A 16,597-nucleotide genomic window follows, 5' to 3' on the forward strand; every position below is an offset into this window, starting at 1 on the left:
CTCGGGGGTCGCCCTGCCGGCAGTCCCCGGGGCATCGAGACCGTGGTGAACCTTGTTTGGGAGCCGGGCGGGCAGGTGATCCCGGGAAGCGTCAAGGTGGGGCAGGGCAGCGGCCACGGCGCCTTTGACCAGTCCGTGATCTCCGCGGTGTACAAGGCATCACCCCTGCCTGTACCCGATGGGAACGAATTCGATGAACTGTTCCAGGACTTCAATTTCCGATTCACGCCGTGAGGACGAAGCCATGCAACGACCGTTCAGCCTGAGCGTATTGCTGCTCACGGCGCTGCTCGCCTGGGGCACGGTGGGCACCGCCTGGGCCAAGCTCACCATCGAGATCACCGGCGGCGTCGAGGGCGCGCAGCCCATCGCCGTGGTGCCCTTCGGCAACGTCGACGGTGCCAGGCCGAACGTGGACATCGCTGATGTCATCGCCGCGGATCTCGCCCGCAGCGGCAAATTCAAGCCCATGCCGCGGCGCGAAATGCTCATGACGCCGCACCGCGAAGCCGACGTGGACATGCGCGAGTGGCAACTGTTGGCCATGAACAGCCTGGTGGTGGGTGAGGTCATGCCCCGCGCCACCGGTGGCTACGATATCCGCTACGTGCTGATGGACGTCTTCACCGGCAAGAAGCTCCTCGCCGACACTGTCACCTCCACGAGCAAGGGCTTGCGCAACGCCGCGCACCGCATCGCCGATGCCATCTATGCGGATCTCACCGGTGAGCCCGGCGTCTTCGCCACGCGTATCGCCTATGTCACCTCCAGTGGACACAAGTCCCGCGTGGCCCTGCGCGTGGCGGACGCCGACGGCTTCAATGCTCAGACCATCGTCGATTCGGCCGAGCCCATCATGTCGCCGGCGTGGTCGCCGGACGGTCGCCGCCTTGCCTATGTCTCATTCGAGGGCCGGCAGTCGGCCATCTATGTGCAGGATCTCGCCAGTGGGCGGCGCGAGCGTGTCGCGAGCTACCAGGGCATCAACGGCTCCCCGGCCTTCTCGCCGGACGGCCGCAGGCTCGCGATGACCCTGTCCAAGGACGGCAACCCCGACATCTATGTGCTGGACCTCAGTACGCGCCAGCTCACGCGACTGACGGACCACTATGCCATCGATACCGAGCCCGCCTGGGCTCCCTCCGGCGACCACTTGGTGTTCACGTCCGACCGCGGCGGCAAGCCCCAGATCTATCGCGTCGCAGCGAGCGGCGGGCCCGCGCAGCGCGTGACATTCCAAGGCGACTACAACGCCGCTGCATCTTATGCGCCGAGCGGCAATGCGCTGGTGATGGTCACGCGCGAAGGAGGGCGTTTCCGCGTCGTCATGACGGACCCGCAGGGCGGTGCCCGCCGCTACGTCAGCAATGGGAGCCTGGATGAGTCCCCAAGTTTCGCCCCCAACGGCAACATGATAATTTACGCCACCCAGAACAATGGCCGCGGGGTGCTGGCGGCAACGCCGCTGTCCTCCGGCGCGAGCCACCGTTTGTCCCGTGATGCGGGCGAGGTGCGCGAGCCCGCCTGGTCACCCTTGTTGCAATGACCGCAGCGCGCTTGCCGCGCCGCTACGCGTCTGCGTGCCGCTTCCTTGCCGCTGCCCCACGCCCGATGTCCAAGTCGCATGCTTGTGCGGGGCAAGACCGCATCTGCGTCTGCTCTCCGCCTCGATCGCGTGCTCACCGCTCAGGAGCCCAATGTGAACCGCTGCCTTTTCCCTGTCGCCGCGCTGTCGCTCACGGCGGTCGTCGTTACGGGGTGCGCCACAAGCCCGCCACCGCCGCCACCGCAGCCGGCGCCGCCGAGTGCCGCCGAGCTGGATGCGCTGACACCGAGCGTGCAAGAAGAGATCGTTCTGGAAAGGCCCGCCCCTGAGCCCATCCAGCCGCTGTCGCCGCTGGACGACCCCAACAGCCCCCTTTACAACAAGGTCGTCTACTTCGATTACGACACCGCGGAGATCCGCCCGGAGGGCGCCGATCTGCTGCGCACGCATGCCGGTTACATCTACCGCACGCCGGGCGCGCGCGTGACTCTGGAGGGACATACGGACGAGCGCGGCACCCGCGGTTACAACCTGGCGCTCGGTGACCGCCGTGCAGACGCTGTGCAACGCTTCCTGGTGGCCGAAGGCGTGCCGGCAGAGAAGCTGTCGCGGCTGAGCTACGGGGAAGAGCGGCCGGCGGAGCCCGGCAGCTCCGAGCGCGCTTGGTCCCGTAACCGTCGCGTAGAGCTGGTGTACTGATATGTTCCAATGTCTCCTTCGCTGCCCTTCGGCCATCGCCGCCGGCGCTCTTTGCGCGCTGCTCGTCGGATCCCTCGTCGGCACCGCCAGCGCACAGGTACGCCGGGACGATCTTCTGACGCCTGCCCCCCTGCCCGGCGGCACCGGTGCGCAAGTGGTCTCGAATGCCGAGCTCGCGAGGCGCCTGGAGCGCCTCGAGCGCATGCTGAACGACCAGAGTCTGTCAGACTTCGTGCTCCAGCTGCAGCAGCTCCAGCAAGAGATGCAGGAGCTGCGCGGTCAGGTGGAGCTGCATCAGTACCAGCTGCGTCAGGTGCGTCCGGGCCTGCCGCAGCTTGGGGAGTCCTACGCCGAGCGCCTGCGGGCTGGCGACGAGGGCGGCGGTGAGGCCGCTGCGGACGCGGACGCCGCAGCAGAGCCGGGCGCTGATGCCCAGACGGCTGCGGCGGAGGCCGGAGCATCTGGTGACGAAGCCGCCGCCGCTGGTGAGCAGGCGCCGGTGCCCGTGGCGCCGCCGCCCAAGACCGGGGTTGGCGCCCTGGGCGGCGGCGGTGACAGCGGCGGCACCCTGGCGCTGCCCTCCCCCGAGACCCTGGAGGGCGGCGAGCGGGAGGCTTACCGGCAAGCTTTCGAGCTGCTCAAGGAGCGCGACTACGATGCCGCCAAGCAGGAGTTCGCCGCCATGCTGGTGCGCTACCCGGACGGGCAGTTCGCGGACAACGGCGTCTACTGGCTCGGCGAAATCGGCTACGTCACCAAGGACTACCCCGCGGCGCTGACCCATTTCAATCGGCTCATCAGCGATTATCCGGGGGGCCCAAAGCGGCCGGGGGCCAGGCTGAAGCTCGGCTATGTCTATTTCGACCAGCAGGACATGGGGCAGGCGGGCAGCATGCTGGAGGCGGTGGTGGAGCGCTTTCCGGACACCACTGAGGGCCGCCTAGCCGAGGGCCGCCTCGAGCAGATGACGCGCGAGGGGAGCTGAGGTCGCCGCAGCCAATCAAACACGCGCAACCGGCGCGCTGTCTCAGCCGGCGAGCAGCGCATTCCATACCAGGGCCACCGCGAGCGCCCAGAGCCCGAGCCGTAACAGGCGCCGATAGTGCTCGGGCTGAATGCGCCGGCGCAGCCGGATGCCAATCCAGAGCGCCAACAACACCCCGGGAAGCGCCCACACACTCTGCGCCAACAGAGAGGCGTCCACGGCGTCTCGCCACGCAAAGCCGAGCAGCTGTCCGCCCTTACTGGTGACGAAGCTCAGGTTGAAGGCCGCCACCATCAGCGTCGCCGGCATGCGGGTGTAGAGCGCGAAGACGATGACCACCGGTGCGAAGATGTTCACAACACCGGCCATAAGCCCCATGCCGAGTCCGAGCAGGGCGAGCCCCCAGAGCGGAACCTGCCGCTCGCGACCGCCGGCGTGCAGCCGCTCCGTCAGCAGATAGGCCATGAGAACCAGGCCCAGCAGCGCGCGGAGGGGCTCTGGGTCCACCGCCAGCAGCACCTGGGTGCCTGCGAAGCTGCCGAGGCCCGTGCACACGGGAATGGGCCAAAACCGGCGCAGTGCTTCACCGCGATGGCGCTCGCCGGCGATGCTGCCGAGGTTGGTTGCGATGGTGGGCAGGAGTGTGAGCTGCACCGCCGCGCGCAGGTCCATACCCAGTGCGAGCAGGGGCGTGGCCAGCATCGGAAAGCCGAACCCAAACAGGCCGTGCACGAACGCCGACGCCAGCAGCACGCCGGGCACATAGAGCGCTGCTGGATCAGGCACGGCGGTGTTGCGGGCTGTTCCGCCGGTGCTGCCTGCGAGCGGCGCTGCAACCCCGCCGATCACGAGGCCGCTGCGCTGCACCAATGCCGCCGGTGCAGCTTTCGCAGATAATCCCCGGAGCGCGTTCGCTACCATCACCACTAAGAGAGCGCCGCCGACGGCGCCCCGGAGCGGAGGACCTGTCATGACTCGTCATTTGTTGATGCTGGGCTGTAAGACCATGCGCGAGGGCGTCGTGATCTCCGCGGTCTTCTTCCTGGCCGCGGTGCTGCTGTTCCTGGCTGCGGCCCACGTGGTACCCGCGGTGGGACCGCTGCAGCCCATCGTGCTCTTCCTGGCGCTGGTGCTGATCGTGCTGGCGCCGGTGGTGCTGATCTCGACCTTCCTGATCTCTGTGCTGCCTGGGGCGCGGGAGAAGCTGGAGCAGTGTGATCATTAACACGATCGGCGCGGATGGTCACTTTCCTGTGCGTGCGATATCTGCAATGCTGCCGGCTTGGGTGGCGGCGCGCCATGGGGGCCGCCCTGGCTGTTGATCCAGCCCCAGCACCGAGTTGCGGCGCCAGCCCCCTGTCCAGGCCCCTGTGCGGGGTGCAGGCCCCGCTCCCGGGCCGATTTCCGCGGCGCCAGCCAGCGTCGGAGGCAGCATGATCCTTCTCACTGTCAACAATGAGCGTCGGGAAGTCGACGTGCCGGCGGACACACCGCTGTTGTGGGTGCTCCGGGATCAGCTTAGCCTCACGGGCACCAAGTACGGCTGCGGCATCGGCCGCTGCGGTGCCTGCATCGTCCACCTCGACGGCGCCGCGGTAAATTCCTGCATGACTCCCGTGAGCGCCGCCGCGGGCAAGTCCGTCACCACCATCGAGGGGCTTAACGACGACATCGCGATGGCCCTGCGGCGGGCCTGGATCAGCGAGCAGGTGCCGCAGTGCGGCTATTGCCAGTCCGGCCAGATCATGGCCGCGGCGGTCTTGTTGGTGCAGCATCCGCAGCCCACGGATGCGCAGATCACCGCCGCCATGGATCGTGTGCTCTGCCGGTGCGGTACCTACACCCGAGTGCGCAAGGCCATCCATCGCGCCGCCAGTCCGGCCGTGGAGACGACCTGATATGGCCCGCCTTGTGCCCATCGATCGGCGTGAGTTCCTGAAGGGCATGGCCGCCGGCGGCGGGCTCCTTTTGGGCCTATACGTACAGCTGCCGGCGCGCGGCGACACCGCTGCCGGTGACGCCGCCGCTGCCAAGCCGCACGGACCATTTGCACCCAACGCCTGGATCCGCATCGATCCGGACGGCAGCATCGCCTGCATCGTCGCCCGCTCCGAAATGGGTCAGGGTGTGATGACGGCGCTGCCCATGCTGATCGCAGAGGAGCTCGGCGTCGGGCTGGACCAGATCACGGTGCGCTTCGCGCCGGCGGCGCCCGCGTATACCAACCAACTCATCGGCCAGCAGCTCACCGGCGGCAGTACCTCGGTGCGCGATGCCTGGACCAAGCTGCGTGAGGCCGGCGCCCTGGCGCGCTGGCTCTTGGTGCAGGCCGCCGCCGAGCGCTGGGGTGTGGACGCCGACGCCTGCACCGTGCAGCGCGGTGAAGTCATCCATCCCGCAGGCGATGCACGGCTGCGCTACGGCGAGCTCGCCGCCGCCGCCGCCGAGGTAGCCCTGCCGCCCGGCGTGTTCCTGAAGGAGCCCGATGAATGGACCCTCATCGGCACGCCGGCCCCGCGCCTGGACGCCCCCGATAAGATCAACGGGCGCGCGCGCTTCGGTATCGATGTGCGGCTGACGGACATGGCGGTGGCTAGCATTGAGCGCTGCCCGGTGTTCGGCGGCGTGCTCAAGTCCTTCGATGCCGAAGTCGCCAAGGCGGTGCCCGGTGTCGAGGCGGTGCTTGCGGTGGAGAGCGGCGTGGCGGTGGTGGCGAAAGACACCCACGCCGCGCTTGCCGGACGCCAGGCGCTGCAGGTGAATTGGGCCTTCGGGCCGCATGCCGACACCTCGAGTGCGGGCATCCGCCAGCGTTTCGAGCGCCGCTTCGCCGATGCCGGTGTGATGGTGCGCGAAGACGGCGATCCGGACGCCGCCTGGTCTGCCGCCGCACGCACACTGGAGGCCGTCTACGAGGTGCCCTTCCAGGCCCATGCCTGTATGGAGCCCATGAACTGCACCGCCGACGTGCGTGCGGACGGTTGCGACATCTATGTCCCCACGCAGGCGCAGACCCGCTGCCAGCGCACCGGCATGGACGTCACCGGTCTGAGCGAGGACCAGGTGCGGGTACATACCACCTTTCTCGGTGGCGGCTTCGGCCGCCGCGGCGAGCAGGACTTCGTGCGCGATGCGGTGCGCTTGTCGAAGGTGCTCAGCCGACCGGTACAGGTGGTCTGGACCCGCGAGGACGATATCCGCCACGACTACTACCGCCCCGCGGGCCTCAACCGGCTGCGCGGCGGGCTCGATGCCGATGGCATGCCGGTAGTCTGGAAGCATCAGATCGTCTGCCCGTCGATTCTCTCTCGCGTGAGCTCGGAGGCCGTGGCGGATGGCATCGATCGGACGTCGGTGGAGGGCGCCGCGAACCTCCCCTACGGCATCCCCAATATCGGCGTCGCCTACAGCCTGGAGAGCACGCCGGTGCCGGTGGGCTTTTGGCGCGCCGTCGGCAGCTCCCAGAACGCCTGGATCACCGAGTGCTTTCTCGACGAGCTTGCGGCCGCCGGCGACCAGGACCCGTTCGCACTGCGGCGTCGGTTGCTGGCTGAGCATCCGCGGCATTTGGCCGTGCTGGACCTTGCCGCCGAGCGGGCAGGCTGGGGCTTGCCCTGTGCTGCTGGCCGCCACCGCGGCATCGCGGTCGCCGAATCCTTCGGCAGTTATGTGGCCCAGGTCGCGGAGGTCTCAGTCGATGGCGGCGAGGTGCGGGTGCATCGAGTTGTCTGCGCCATCGACTGCGGGCTCGTGGTGAATCCGGATATCGTCGCGGCGCAGATGGAAAGCTGCATCGTTTACGGGCTCACGGCGACGCTGAAGGGGGCCATCACCCTGGCAGACGGGCGCGTGCAGCAGGGCAACTTCGACGACTTTCCGCTGCTGCGCATGAGCGAGACGCCGACCATCGCTGTGCACATCGTCCCGTCCGAGGCGGCGCCGGGCGGTGTCGGCGAGCCCGGCCTGCCGCCCATTGCGCCCGCCGTCTGTAACGCCGTCTTCGCCGCCACCGGGGTGCCGGTGCGCAGTCTGCCCATCCGGCTCTGAGCGGCGCGGCTCACGCCTCCCGTGGCCAACAGTGAAGCCATACCACCCGGCACGGCGGCGGAGCCCGCCAGCGACGATGAGCTGCTGCTTGCCGCCATCACTGCCTTGGACGATCGCCCTGCCTGGCTCTTCACCGTCGTCGCCACCTGGGGCGCATCGCCGCGCCCGGTCGGCTCGCTGCTGCTGCTCGATGCCGACGGGCGGGAGACGGGCTCCGTGTCCGGCGGCTGTGTGGAGGGGGACCTGCTGCAGCGGGCCCGTGCCGGAGAATTCGACACGGGCCCACTGCCGCGGCTTGTCAGCTACGGCATCGACGCCAATGAGGCCATGCGCTTCGGTATTCCCTGCGGGGGCCGCCTGGAGCTGCTGGTGGAGCGTATCGATGACGCCGCCCCCTGGCGCCTATTGGAAGAGCGGGTCATCGCCCGGGCAAGCCTGCGCCGGCGGGTCTGCCTGGAGACCGGTGAAGTCAGTCTGCACCCGGCCGCAACAGCCGGCTTCGGCACCGAAACCTTCCGCTTCGACGGCCGCATTGCCGAGCGCAACTTCGGCCCCTGCCTGCGCCTGGTGATCATCGGTGCAGTGCACATCACCCGCCACCTAGTACCCATGGCGCGGGCGCTGGGCTATCGCGTCATCGTCTGCGACCCGCGCCGCGAGCGCTTGGCGGAGCTCGAGGGGCTCGGCGCGGAGCTGGACCCGCGCATGCCCGACGACTGCGTACGCGACCTCGCCGATGACCCCCGCAGTGCCGTCGTCGCGCTGACCCACGATCCCAAGCTCGACGAGATGGCGCTGATGGAAGCGCTCGCCGGCAGCGCCTTCTACGTCGGTGCCCTCGGCTCCCGGCGCACTCAGCAAGGGCGCCGACAACGGCTGCAGGCCCTGGGTGTTTCGCCCGCGCAGACCGCAAGGCTGCGCGGCCCCGTCGGGCTGCCCTTGGGCGGACGCCTGCCGGCGGAGATTGCCGTGTCCATTGCGGCGGAGCTGGTGGCGGAGCGCCATGGGCGGAGCGGCCCCGAAGCCCTTGGCCGGCGACCCCAAAAAGGGTAGTTGGACGGTCGTCAGCGAGCATGCCGCCGGGTTCCTGGCAAGGCGCAACGACGAGGAATAGCCCTTCTATCTCGCGATCCTCAACGAGGGGGCTTAACCGCTATGGCGGGATGGCATATGGCGAGTGAGCTAGCTGACTCTCGGTTTGGGGCGCTGCGCGTTGAGCCTATGCGCCCCGTTGTTGAATCGGGACGTTGAGCAGGCTAACTCCGCTCGTTGAGCCAGTTGCCGATGGCGGGCGTGACCTCTTTCTGCGCCTTGCCGCTGACGTAGATGCCGATGTGCCCGCCCGGGAAGGCGAGCTCGGTGTAGTCTTCGGAGCCGGTCATGCCGTTCAGGGCCTTGGACGACGCCGGCGGCACCAGGTGGTCCTGCTGCGCGTAGATATTGAGCACTGGGCAGGTGATCTGTTTGAGGTCCACCGGGCGGTCGCCGACGCGAGCCTTACCCTCCATGAAGGCATTGTTCTGGTAATAGTCCTTGATGAACTGGCGGAAGGTCTCGCCGGCCTGGTCCGGGCTGTCGAAGATCCACTTCTCCATGCGCAGGAAGTTCTTAACCTTGTCGGGGTCGTCCAGCAGGTCGACCATGTTGACGTATTTCTGCCCGGTGAGACTGAAGGGCTTCAGGCTCAGGAAGGTCCAGTTCAGGATCTCTCCGGGGATGTTGCCCATGGTGTCGACGGCCAGGTCGACGTCGATGTTTTGCACCCAGTTGGAGAGCATGTTGTCCGGTGTTTTGAAGTCCACCGGCGTCACCATGGTCACCAGATTCTGCACCTTGTTCGGGTGCAGGGCGGTGTACATCAGGCTGAAGCTGCCGCCCTGGCAGATGCCGAGGATGTTGATCTTGTCCAGACCATGCGTTTCGCGGATGTGGTCCACGCAGCCATCGAGGTAGCCGTTGATGTAATCGTCTAGGGTCAGCGCGCGGTCCGCCTGGTCCGGATAGCCCCAGTCGATGAGGTAGACGTCCTGTCCGGTGCCGAGCAGGCCCTTGACGGTGGAGCGGTTCTCCTGGATGTCGGTCATGTAGGGCCGGTTGACCAGCGCGTAGACCACCAGCAGCGGTACCTTTTGCTGAGCGACATCGGACGGCCGGCGGTAGCGGTAGAGGGTGAGCTTATCGTCGTGGTAGACGGCGTCCTTCGGCGTGACGCCGGTATCGATGTCGCCAGCGTTGATGAGATTCTCCATGCCGTGACCCAGCTTGCGGCTGTAGTCGAGCATTTCCTCGCCGAGCTTGTCGGGGCGGATATCGATGGGGAACATAGCGGTATTGTCCTCAGCGGTGGTGCTTGGAAGGGAGGGGCGAGGGGCGAGGAACGGTCGCCCAAGCCGCCGACGCGAACCTGCGCGAGCCTGGTTACTGCTCAGCCCTCAGCGCTCAGCCCTCGCTCCAGCCTTCGCAGCCGTTTTCTTACGGGCGGCGGCCTTCTTTTTGGGCGCAGCAGGTGCCTCGGCTGCCGCAGCCCGTGCAGGGCTCGCCGCCGGGCGCTCGGCGATCTGGCGGCGGATACTGTCGATTTCTCGGCGCAGACGCTTGTTCTCGCGGCGCGTCTCCTGCATGCGGTCCTGCAGCGTGCGCAGCTCGCTGCGGGTGGGCATGTTCAGGGCGCCAAGGGTCTCGTCCACCATCACCGACATGCGGTTCTTGAGCGCCATTTGGGCGTTGACCAACTGGCCGTGGATGCGGGCATATTCCGGGGTGTTGACGTCTTCGGCGTAGACCGTCTCGCAGCAGCTGACCCAGCTGTCGTAGAGGTCTCGGGCAGAGTCGATGGGCTTGCCTTCGCTGGCGCGGGACTGCACGAAGTCCCGCAGGCGCTCCACCGACTTGATGCCAAGCTTGGCGAAAAAGCCCATGTAATCCTGGAAGGCCCGCTGATAGTCCATGCCGCGGCGCATCAAGTCTTGGTACTGGGCCTGTTCTTCGCGGGTGTAGCCGAGCCCGGGGGCGGAGAGCATACGGTCGAAGTTTTCCTTGACCTGCTCATGCGGCATGTTGCGCAGGAGGTCGCCTGGCATGGCTGGCGTCATGGAGGACATCATGCGCTGCCAGTTGTCGAGCGGCATCTCCCAGAAGCCGAGCATGCGGTGCATGGCGTCCTCGGCGGCGCCTGTGCTGCCGCCGGCGGCGAAGGGATTCGCACCGAATCCGCTGCTGAGCGCGTCGGTGAAGCCGCGCTGCATCTCATCAAGGGTTTTGTTCAGTGCGTCCCAGCCGGCGCTGCCATCGGCACCGGCGAGCCCGCGGGTGAAGCGCTCCACAGTCGCGAAGTAGGCCTTGCCCTGCTCCATAAGCCGGTTCATGAACTGCTTGGACGGGTCGCTCGCAGCCGGCGAGACCGCCTGCCACCACTGGTCCATGGCGGCTTCCCAGGGGTTCTGCCGTGGCGCTTCCAGGCCCATGGCCTTGCGGCTCATGTCTGCGAGGTTTTCCCAATAGCGCTGCTGCAGCTTCAGCCAGTCTTCGTTGAACCAGGTATCGTTTGCCATGTTTCTCGCGGCCGGTGCCGTCCTCCTGTCAGTGGTCTTCAATGAACGCTAGCATGGAAATTTGTGCACTGCAACAAAACGCCGTAGACTTGCGCTTTTGAGGGCTGAGGGCTGAGGGCTGAGGGCTGAGAAGCTAGTTGGTATTCCGCCGCAGCGCACGCTTCGAGCTGTGCCGGCATCGGCTGCCCTCGCCGGCGCATGCGCGCGGCATGCTCTCTGCGCTTCAGTTCCCGCCCGCGGTCAACGGGCATCCTGTTGCGAAGCGTAGTACGCTCTAGCCCGTTGGGCCTCGGCCCCTGCAGGTGCTCACGCCCCAGAACATAACCAGCGCACCATACCCCCAGACCACCAAACCAGCACACCCAATCGGAGGAGACCTTTCTCATGTCTCAGACCGCCGTCATCGTCGCCGCCGTCCGCACACCCGTGGGAAGCTTCGGCGGCAGCCTGGCCTCGCTGCCCGCCACCGCGCTTGGTACCGTCGTCGTCAAGGCGCTCTTGGAGCGCACCGGCCTTGCGCCTGCGCAGGTGGATGAGGTCATTATGGGCCAGGTGCTGAGCGCCGGTGTCGGGCAGAACCCGGCTCGCCAGACCGCGCTGCGCGCGGGGCTGCCGCATGAAGCCCCGGCCATGACCATCAATCAGGTCTGCGGCAGCGGCCTGCGGGCCGTGCATCTCGCTATGCAGGCAGTGATGTGCGGCGATGCCGAGGTGGTCATCGCCGGCGGGCAGGAGAGCATGAGCCAGTCGGCACACGTTCTGCCCGGCTCCCGCGAGGGCAAACGCATGGGCGATTGGAAGATGGTCGACAGCATGATCGTCGACGGCCTTTGGGATGCCTTCAATAATTGCCACATGGGTGTCACGGCTGAGAACATCGCGAAGAAGTACGACTTCTCCCGTGAGCTCCAGGACGCCTTCGCGGCGGACTCCCAGCAAAAGACCGAAGCGGCTCAGGCCGCCGGGCGCTTCGATGATGAGATCGTCCCCGTGGAGATCCCGCAGCGCAAGGGGGACCCCGTGATCTTCGACAAGGACGAGTTTCCGCGCGCCGGCGTCACCGCCGACAAGCTCGGCAAGCTGCGCCCGGCCTTCGATAAAGAAGGCACTGTGACGCCCGGTAATGCGTCAGGCATCAACGACGGCGCCGCCGCCGTGGTGGTCATGAGCGAGGCCAAGGCCAAAGAGCTGGGTCTGGCCCCGCTCGCCCGCATCAAGGCCTTTGCCACCGCCGGCGTGGACCCGGCCATCATGGGCACCGGACCCATCCCAGCCTCCAACAAGTGTCTCGAGAAGGCCGGCTGGAGCGTTGCCGATCTCGACTTGGTGGAGGCCAACGAGGCCTTCGCGGCGCAGGCCCTGTCCGTCAACAAAGAAATGGGTTGGGATACCGACAAGGTGAACGTCAACGGCGGCGCCATCTCCATCGGCCACCCTATCGGCGCGTCCGGTGCCCGGGTGCTGGTGACCCTGCTGCACGAGATGCAGAAGCGCGATGCCAAGAAGGGCCTGGCGACGCTCTGTATCGGCGGCGGCCAGGGCGTGGCACTGGCAGTCGAGCGGGACTGACGTGCCTGCCCGGCGGGGTTAAGCGAAGGCCAATCCTTCGGCATTGATCCTCGCCGGCTCAACCCCGCCGACTGTGGGTTAGACTGGACGGACCATTCCGCTGTTCCCGGCCACCATGCCCATCGAGCGCATCATCAAGAAGTATCCCAACCGGCGTCTCTACGACACCGAGCTCAGCCGCTACATCACCATTGCCGACGTGCGCGATCTGGTGATGCGTGGTGTGCCTTTCCGGGTTCTGGACACGGCCAACGATGCGGACCTGACCCGCTCGATCCTGTTGCAGATCATGCTGGAGGAAGAGGCCGGCGGCGAGCCGCTCTTTTCCGCCAACATGCTCGCGCAGATCATCCGCTTCTACGGCGGCACCTTGCAGGGCGTCTTCGCGCGCTACCTGGAGCACTCGCTCGACGCCTTCGCCCAGCAGCAGAAGCAGCTCACGGAGACCTGGGGCGAGACGCCCTTCGATGCTATCAATCGCATGACCCAGCGCAACATGGAGCTCTGGGCAGATGCGCAGAAGACCTTTCTGCGCGCCGCAGGCCTGGAGCCGAACCGCTCGCCACGCAAGGATGATGACGATGCGCCAGACGGCGGGTCTGGCGGCGAGCGGAGCTGAGGCTGCGCCGGCGCGACACCAGTTTATTGCGGACAGGAGCGAGCTTCGAGGGACGAGGATCGAGGAAGTCGACACAGATCAGCAGGTTCTGTGCGCGACAAACCGAAAACTGGCGTGTGAGGGATTGATTACTTGGTTGAGGGCTGAGGGCTGAGGGCTGAGCTTCCACACCGCCGGCAGTAACTGCTCCTCAGCCCTTGGCGTTGTCGAGCAATCTAGCTGACGCCCAGGTAAGCGCGCGCCGCCGCCGCGTCGCGGCCGATCTGTGCTTGCAGTGCCTCGAAAGACTCGAAGCGCTGCTCTCCCCGCAGCCGAAGCCGAAACTCAACCTCCAGGTGCGCACCGTAGAGGTCGCCGTCGAAATCGAACAGGTGCACCTCCAGGCGCACGTCCTGGCCATCTACGGTGGGCCGGTGGCCGACGTTGGCGACCGCGGGCCAAAGCCCCGGCCGCCGCTCGACCCCGGCCTCGGGACGCGCCGCCGGCAGCCGCTCACCGTCAAGGTCGCGTACTGCAACCGCGTAGACGCCGGAAAGCGGGCTCACCCGCCGGTGCAGCGGTAGGTTGGCCGTCGGAAAGCCGATACTGCGCCCGCGCTTGTCGCCGTGTGCGACGCGGCCGCGCATAGCGTAATGGCGGCCGAGGAGATGGCGGGCCTGATCCAGCTCGCCGCGGGCGAGCGCCTCGCGCACCCGGGTGCTGCTGATGCGCTCCTCGCCCTGGGTGATGGTGTGCAGGTTCTCCACCTCGAAGCCGCGCTGGGCGCCGGCGGCCTGAAGTAGCTGGAAGTCGCCGCCGCGGTTGCGCCCGAAGCGAAAATCGTCTCCCACCAGCAGGAAGCGCACACCGAGCCCGTGCACTAGCAGTTGCTCGATGAAGGCATCAGCGGGCATGGCCGCGAGCTTGTGCCCGAACTCCAGCAGCATGACCCGGTGAATGCCGTCGGCTCGAATGGCGGCGAGCTTCTCGCGCAGTCTGGTGAGCCGCGCCGGCGCAGCGTCCGGCTGAAAGTACTCCATGGGCTGCGGCTCGAAGGTGATCACCGTCGCTGGCAGGCCGAGCTCATGCCCGCGCTGGAGCAGCCGGCGAAACACGGTGCGGTGGCCTAGGTGCACACCGTCGAAGTTGCCGATGGTGGCGACACAGCCGCGGTCTTGCGGGCGCAGGTTGTGCAGGCCCCGGATCAGTCTCATCGGGCTTGGGTGCTTCGGCTGCGGTGTCGGGCTGAAACGAGCCGCGGATTATAGACCGCTTACGGCATTGCCTCCCGCGCCGTCACGCACGGGTGCCATTGGCGGCTCCCGGAGGTGTTGCGGCCGCAGACCCAACATGAGCAGCACGGCGCCGTACACCATCGCGGCGCTGATGATGACGCCGGTGAGCCGGAGCGCGCGTGCGACCGCTTCGGCATCCACCCAGTCCGCGGTCGGGCCCGCAAGCCACCAAAGCAGCAGCGTCATGACCAGGTTGGCAGCCAGCGCCCGCAGCAGCAACAGTCTCCAACCCGGTGCAGGCCGATAGACGCCGGCGCGCATGAGTCCAGCCAGCAGCAGCCCGCCATTGAGGAGCGCGGCTGCAGATGTTGCCGCCGCCAGGCCGCCGTGGCCGAAGGGGAGCATCAGCGCCAGGCTGAGCGCTAGGTTCACAGCCATGGCCACCAGTGCAATGCGCACTGGTGTGCGCATGTCTTGGCGGCCGTAGTAACCCGGCACCAGAGCCTTCACCACCATAAAGCCCGCAAGACCCGCCGCGTAGGCCACCAGGCTCTGTCGGGCCATCGCGATATCACCGGCCCCAAAGCTCGCGGACAAGAAGAGCGTCGCGAGCACGGGACCCGCCAGCACCATCAGGCCGAGGCTCGCCGGTACGCCCAGCAGCAGTACCCAGCGCAGCGCCCAATCCAGGGTGCGCGAGAATTCCGCTCCGACGCCAGACTGCCTGCCCAACCGCCCACAGCGCGAGAGCCGCGGCAGGATCACGATGCCGAGCGCAGCGCCCAGGATGCCGAGCGGAAACTCCACCAGCCGATCCGAGTAATACAGCCAGGAGATACTGCCGGTGGCCAGGAAGGAGGCAAGCAAGGTGTCGATCAGCAGCGCCAGCTGCGCCACGGACACGCCGAACAGCGCCGGCCCCATGACGCGTCCAATGCGTCGCACGCCCGGGTGCTGGAAGCCAAGCCGCGGCCGCGGCAAGAGGCCGAGCCGCGCCAGGAAGGGCAGCTGGAACGCGAGCTGTACCAGCCCGGCGAGCAGCACCCCCCATGCCAGGGCCATGACAGGTTCGTCGAGCCGCGGCGCCAGCCACAGCGCACAGGCGATCAGCACCAGGTTCAGCAGCACCGGCGTGAAGGCCGGCACGCCGAAACGCTCGTAGGTGTTCAGCATGGCGCCGGCAAAGGCCGTGAGTCCAACGAAGAAGAGATACGGCAGCGTCAGCCGGAGCATGTCGGCGGCCAGCGCATGGGTCTCTGCCTCCGCCGCGAAGCCGGGCGCGAAGGCGAGCACCACGAGTGGCGCCGCCAGCACGCCGACCCCGGTGAGCAGGAACAGGACGAGTGCCAAGCTGCCTGCAGCGCGATCGACGAAGTCCTTCAAATCCGCCGCCGAGCGCGCCTCCCGGTACTGCTGCAACACCGGTACCATCGCCGTCGCGAAGGCGCCCTCCGCAAACAGCCGCCGCAGCAGGTTGGGCACCTTAAACGCCACGAAGAAGGCATCGGTGGCCGCATCCGCCCCGAACAGCCGGGCGATGAGCAGGTCTCGCACGAACCCAAGCACGCGCGACAGCAGCGTGTTGCCGCCCACGCTGGCAATGGATGCGGTGAGCTTTGGCACAGGGCTCCGAAGTTGGGCTCCGAACTGGGGGGGCGAAAAAACCCTCCATTATAGGGCTCGCCCGCGCCTGATTACCGCACCAAGATATGCAACGGCCGGCAGCTGACGCAAACGCGGGTTTACACTGCCTGCTCTGATGTTTTCCGCCAGCGCCTGAAGGGGCCGGCGTCCACCGACAGGTGATCCATGCACAAGCCCACCGCCATCCGCGCAGCCCTGCTCGCGGCCCTGACTCTCATCGGCACGGAGACCACCATGGCTCAGCCGCCGCAACAGCCGCCGACCCAGCCGCCCGTGTATCCACCCCCTTCCGTCGCAGGCGCGGACCAGCCCGCTTCGGGCGGCGCCGACTTGGGCGAGCTGTCAACGGAGCGCGCCGCCGGCGCGCCTGAGCAAACCAGTACCCTGGCGGAGCAGACGGCAGTCGCCGTGACCATCTACAACCAGGATCTCGCGCTCATCAAGGACCGCCGGCGCCTGACCCTGCCCGCCGGCCGTGTGGACCTCGCCTACCGCGACGTGAGCGCCCGCATCCGCCCCGAGACCGCGCTGCTGCGCGACACTGCCGGCGCTGCCGGCGTCACGGTGATCGAGCAGAATTTCGACTTCGATCTGCTCACTCCGGACAAGCTGCTGGAGAAGTACGTCGGCCGCGACGTCGGCGTGGTGCGCACCCACCCCACCACCGGCGAGGAGACCGAAGAGACCGCCACCGTGCTCGCCGCCAGCGACGGCGTCGTGCTG

General features: G+C 67.4%; 15 protein-coding genes and 1 pseudogene. 11 read left to right on the plus strand and 5 right to left on the minus strand.

All coding sequences use genetic code 11. From position 1 onward, the window contains the following. From I6U14_RS06520 to ybgF, 4 genes are all read left to right on the plus strand, one after another. Window positions 1-234 (plus strand): TonB family protein (locus I6U14_RS06520; protein WP_296897847.1); only part of this gene is annotated, 234 nt, incomplete at its 5' end. A 10-nt stretch (window positions 235-244) separates the two neighbouring features. Further along, window positions 245-1,546, plus strand: coding sequence for a Tol-Pal system beta propeller repeat protein TolB (gene tolB, locus I6U14_RS06525; RefSeq protein WP_296897848.1), 1,302 nt, complete (start codon window positions 245-247; stop codon window positions 1,544-1,546). A gap of 153 nt (window positions 1,547-1,699) precedes the next feature. After that, window positions 1,700-2,245, plus strand: a complete 546-nt coding sequence (gene pal / locus I6U14_RS06530) for a peptidoglycan-associated lipoprotein Pal (protein ID WP_296897849.1) — start codon at window positions 1,700-1,702, stop codon at window positions 2,243-2,245. Window position 2,246: 1 nt separating this feature from the next. After that, window positions 2,247-3,230, plus strand: a complete 984-nt coding sequence (gene ybgF, locus I6U14_RS06535; RefSeq protein ID WP_296897850.1) for a tol-pal system protein YbgF — start codon at window positions 2,247-2,249, stop codon at window positions 3,228-3,230. Window positions 3,231-3,272: 42 nt separating this feature from the next. Here the strand turns inward: ybgF and I6U14_RS06540 are convergent, their stop codons facing one another. Continuing rightward, the gene (locus tag I6U14_RS06540; protein ID WP_296897852.1) at window positions 3,273-4,016 is read right to left on the minus strand and encodes a sulfite exporter TauE/SafE family protein; all 744 of its coding nucleotides are present in this window, start codon (window positions 4,014-4,016) and stop codon (window positions 3,273-3,275) included. 184 nt (window positions 4,017-4,200) lie between these two features. Here I6U14_RS06540 and I6U14_RS06545 point away from each other — a divergent pair, with 184 nt between their 5' ends. The 4 genes from I6U14_RS06545 to I6U14_RS06560 all read left to right on the plus strand — a co-directional run bounded on the left by I6U14_RS06545 (window position 4,201) and on the right by I6U14_RS06560 (window position 8,330). After that, window positions 4,201-4,455, plus strand: coding sequence for a hypothetical protein (locus I6U14_RS06545; protein ID WP_296897853.1), 255 nt, complete (start codon window positions 4,201-4,203; stop codon window positions 4,453-4,455). Between the two features lie 208 nt (window positions 4,456-4,663). Continuing rightward, window positions 4,664-5,128: a (2Fe-2S)-binding protein gene (locus I6U14_RS06550; RefSeq protein WP_296897855.1), complete on the plus strand. Its 465-nt coding sequence runs from the start codon at window positions 4,664-4,666 to the stop codon at window positions 5,126-5,128. A 1-nt stretch (window position 5,129) separates the two neighbouring features. Next, window positions 5,130-7,277 carry a xanthine dehydrogenase family protein molybdopterin-binding subunit gene (locus tag I6U14_RS06555; RefSeq protein ID WP_296897857.1) on the plus strand — a complete coding sequence of 716 codons (2,148 nt, stop codon included), beginning with the start codon at window positions 5,130-5,132 and terminating at the stop codon, window positions 7,275-7,277. A 21-nt stretch (window positions 7,278-7,298) separates the two neighbouring features. Beyond that, entirely contained in the window at window positions 7,299-8,330 is a 1,032-nt protein-coding gene (locus I6U14_RS06560) for an XdhC family protein (RefSeq protein WP_296897859.1), read from the plus strand. 203 nt (window positions 8,331-8,533) lie between these two features. Here I6U14_RS06560 and I6U14_RS06565 read toward each other — a convergent pair whose 3' ends face one another. Together I6U14_RS06565 and phaE are read right to left on the minus strand one after the other, a co-directional pair. Then, window positions 8,534-9,601, minus strand: a complete 1,068-nt coding sequence (locus I6U14_RS06565; protein ID WP_296897861.1) for a class III poly(R)-hydroxyalkanoic acid synthase subunit PhaC — start codon at window positions 9,599-9,601, stop codon at window positions 8,534-8,536. A gap of 108 nt (window positions 9,602-9,709) precedes the next feature. Continuing rightward, complete coding sequence (gene phaE / locus I6U14_RS06570; protein ID WP_296897863.1) at window positions 9,710-10,828, minus strand: class III poly(R)-hydroxyalkanoic acid synthase subunit PhaE; 1,119 nt, start codon at window positions 10,826-10,828, stop codon at window positions 9,710-9,712. A 384-nt stretch (window positions 10,829-11,212) separates the two neighbouring features. On the opposite strand from phaE, the gene I6U14_RS06575 reads away from it, so the two are divergent. Both I6U14_RS06575 and phaR read left to right on the plus strand, forming a co-directional pair. Then, window positions 11,213-12,397 carry an acetyl-CoA C-acetyltransferase gene (locus I6U14_RS06575; protein ID WP_296897865.1) on the plus strand — a complete coding sequence of 395 codons (1,185 nt, stop codon included), beginning with the start codon at window positions 11,213-11,215 and terminating at the stop codon, window positions 12,395-12,397. 115 nt (window positions 12,398-12,512) lie between these two features. Continuing rightward, window positions 12,513-13,016 carry a polyhydroxyalkanoate synthesis repressor PhaR gene (phaR, locus tag I6U14_RS06580; RefSeq protein WP_296897866.1) on the plus strand — a complete coding sequence of 168 codons (504 nt, stop codon included), beginning with the start codon at window positions 12,513-12,515 and terminating at the stop codon, window positions 13,014-13,016. A 215-nt stretch (window positions 13,017-13,231) separates the two neighbouring features. On the opposite strand, the gene ribF is transcribed toward phaR, so the two are convergent. Together ribF and murJ are read right to left on the minus strand one after the other, a co-directional pair. Further along, a complete protein-coding gene (gene ribF / locus I6U14_RS06585) occupies window positions 13,232-14,209 on the minus strand; it encodes a bifunctional riboflavin kinase/FAD synthetase (RefSeq protein ID WP_296897868.1) in 978 nt (325 codons plus the stop codon). 48 nt (window positions 14,210-14,257) lie between these two features. Continuing rightward, a complete protein-coding gene (gene murJ / locus I6U14_RS06590; protein ID WP_296897869.1) occupies window positions 14,258-15,853 on the minus strand; it encodes a murein biosynthesis integral membrane protein MurJ in 1,596 nt (531 codons plus the stop codon). A gap of 186 nt (window positions 15,854-16,039) precedes the next feature. On the opposite strand from murJ, the pseudogene I6U14_RS06595 reads away from it, so the two are divergent. Next, window positions 16,040-16,597: pseudogene (locus I6U14_RS06595) on the plus strand (hypothetical protein); the annotation flags it as partial.

Origin of the sequence: Thiohalocapsa sp., from assembly GCF_019695415.1 — a bacterium.
Lineage (GTDB): Bacteria > Pseudomonadota > Gammaproteobacteria > Chromatiales > Chromatiaceae > Thiohalocapsa.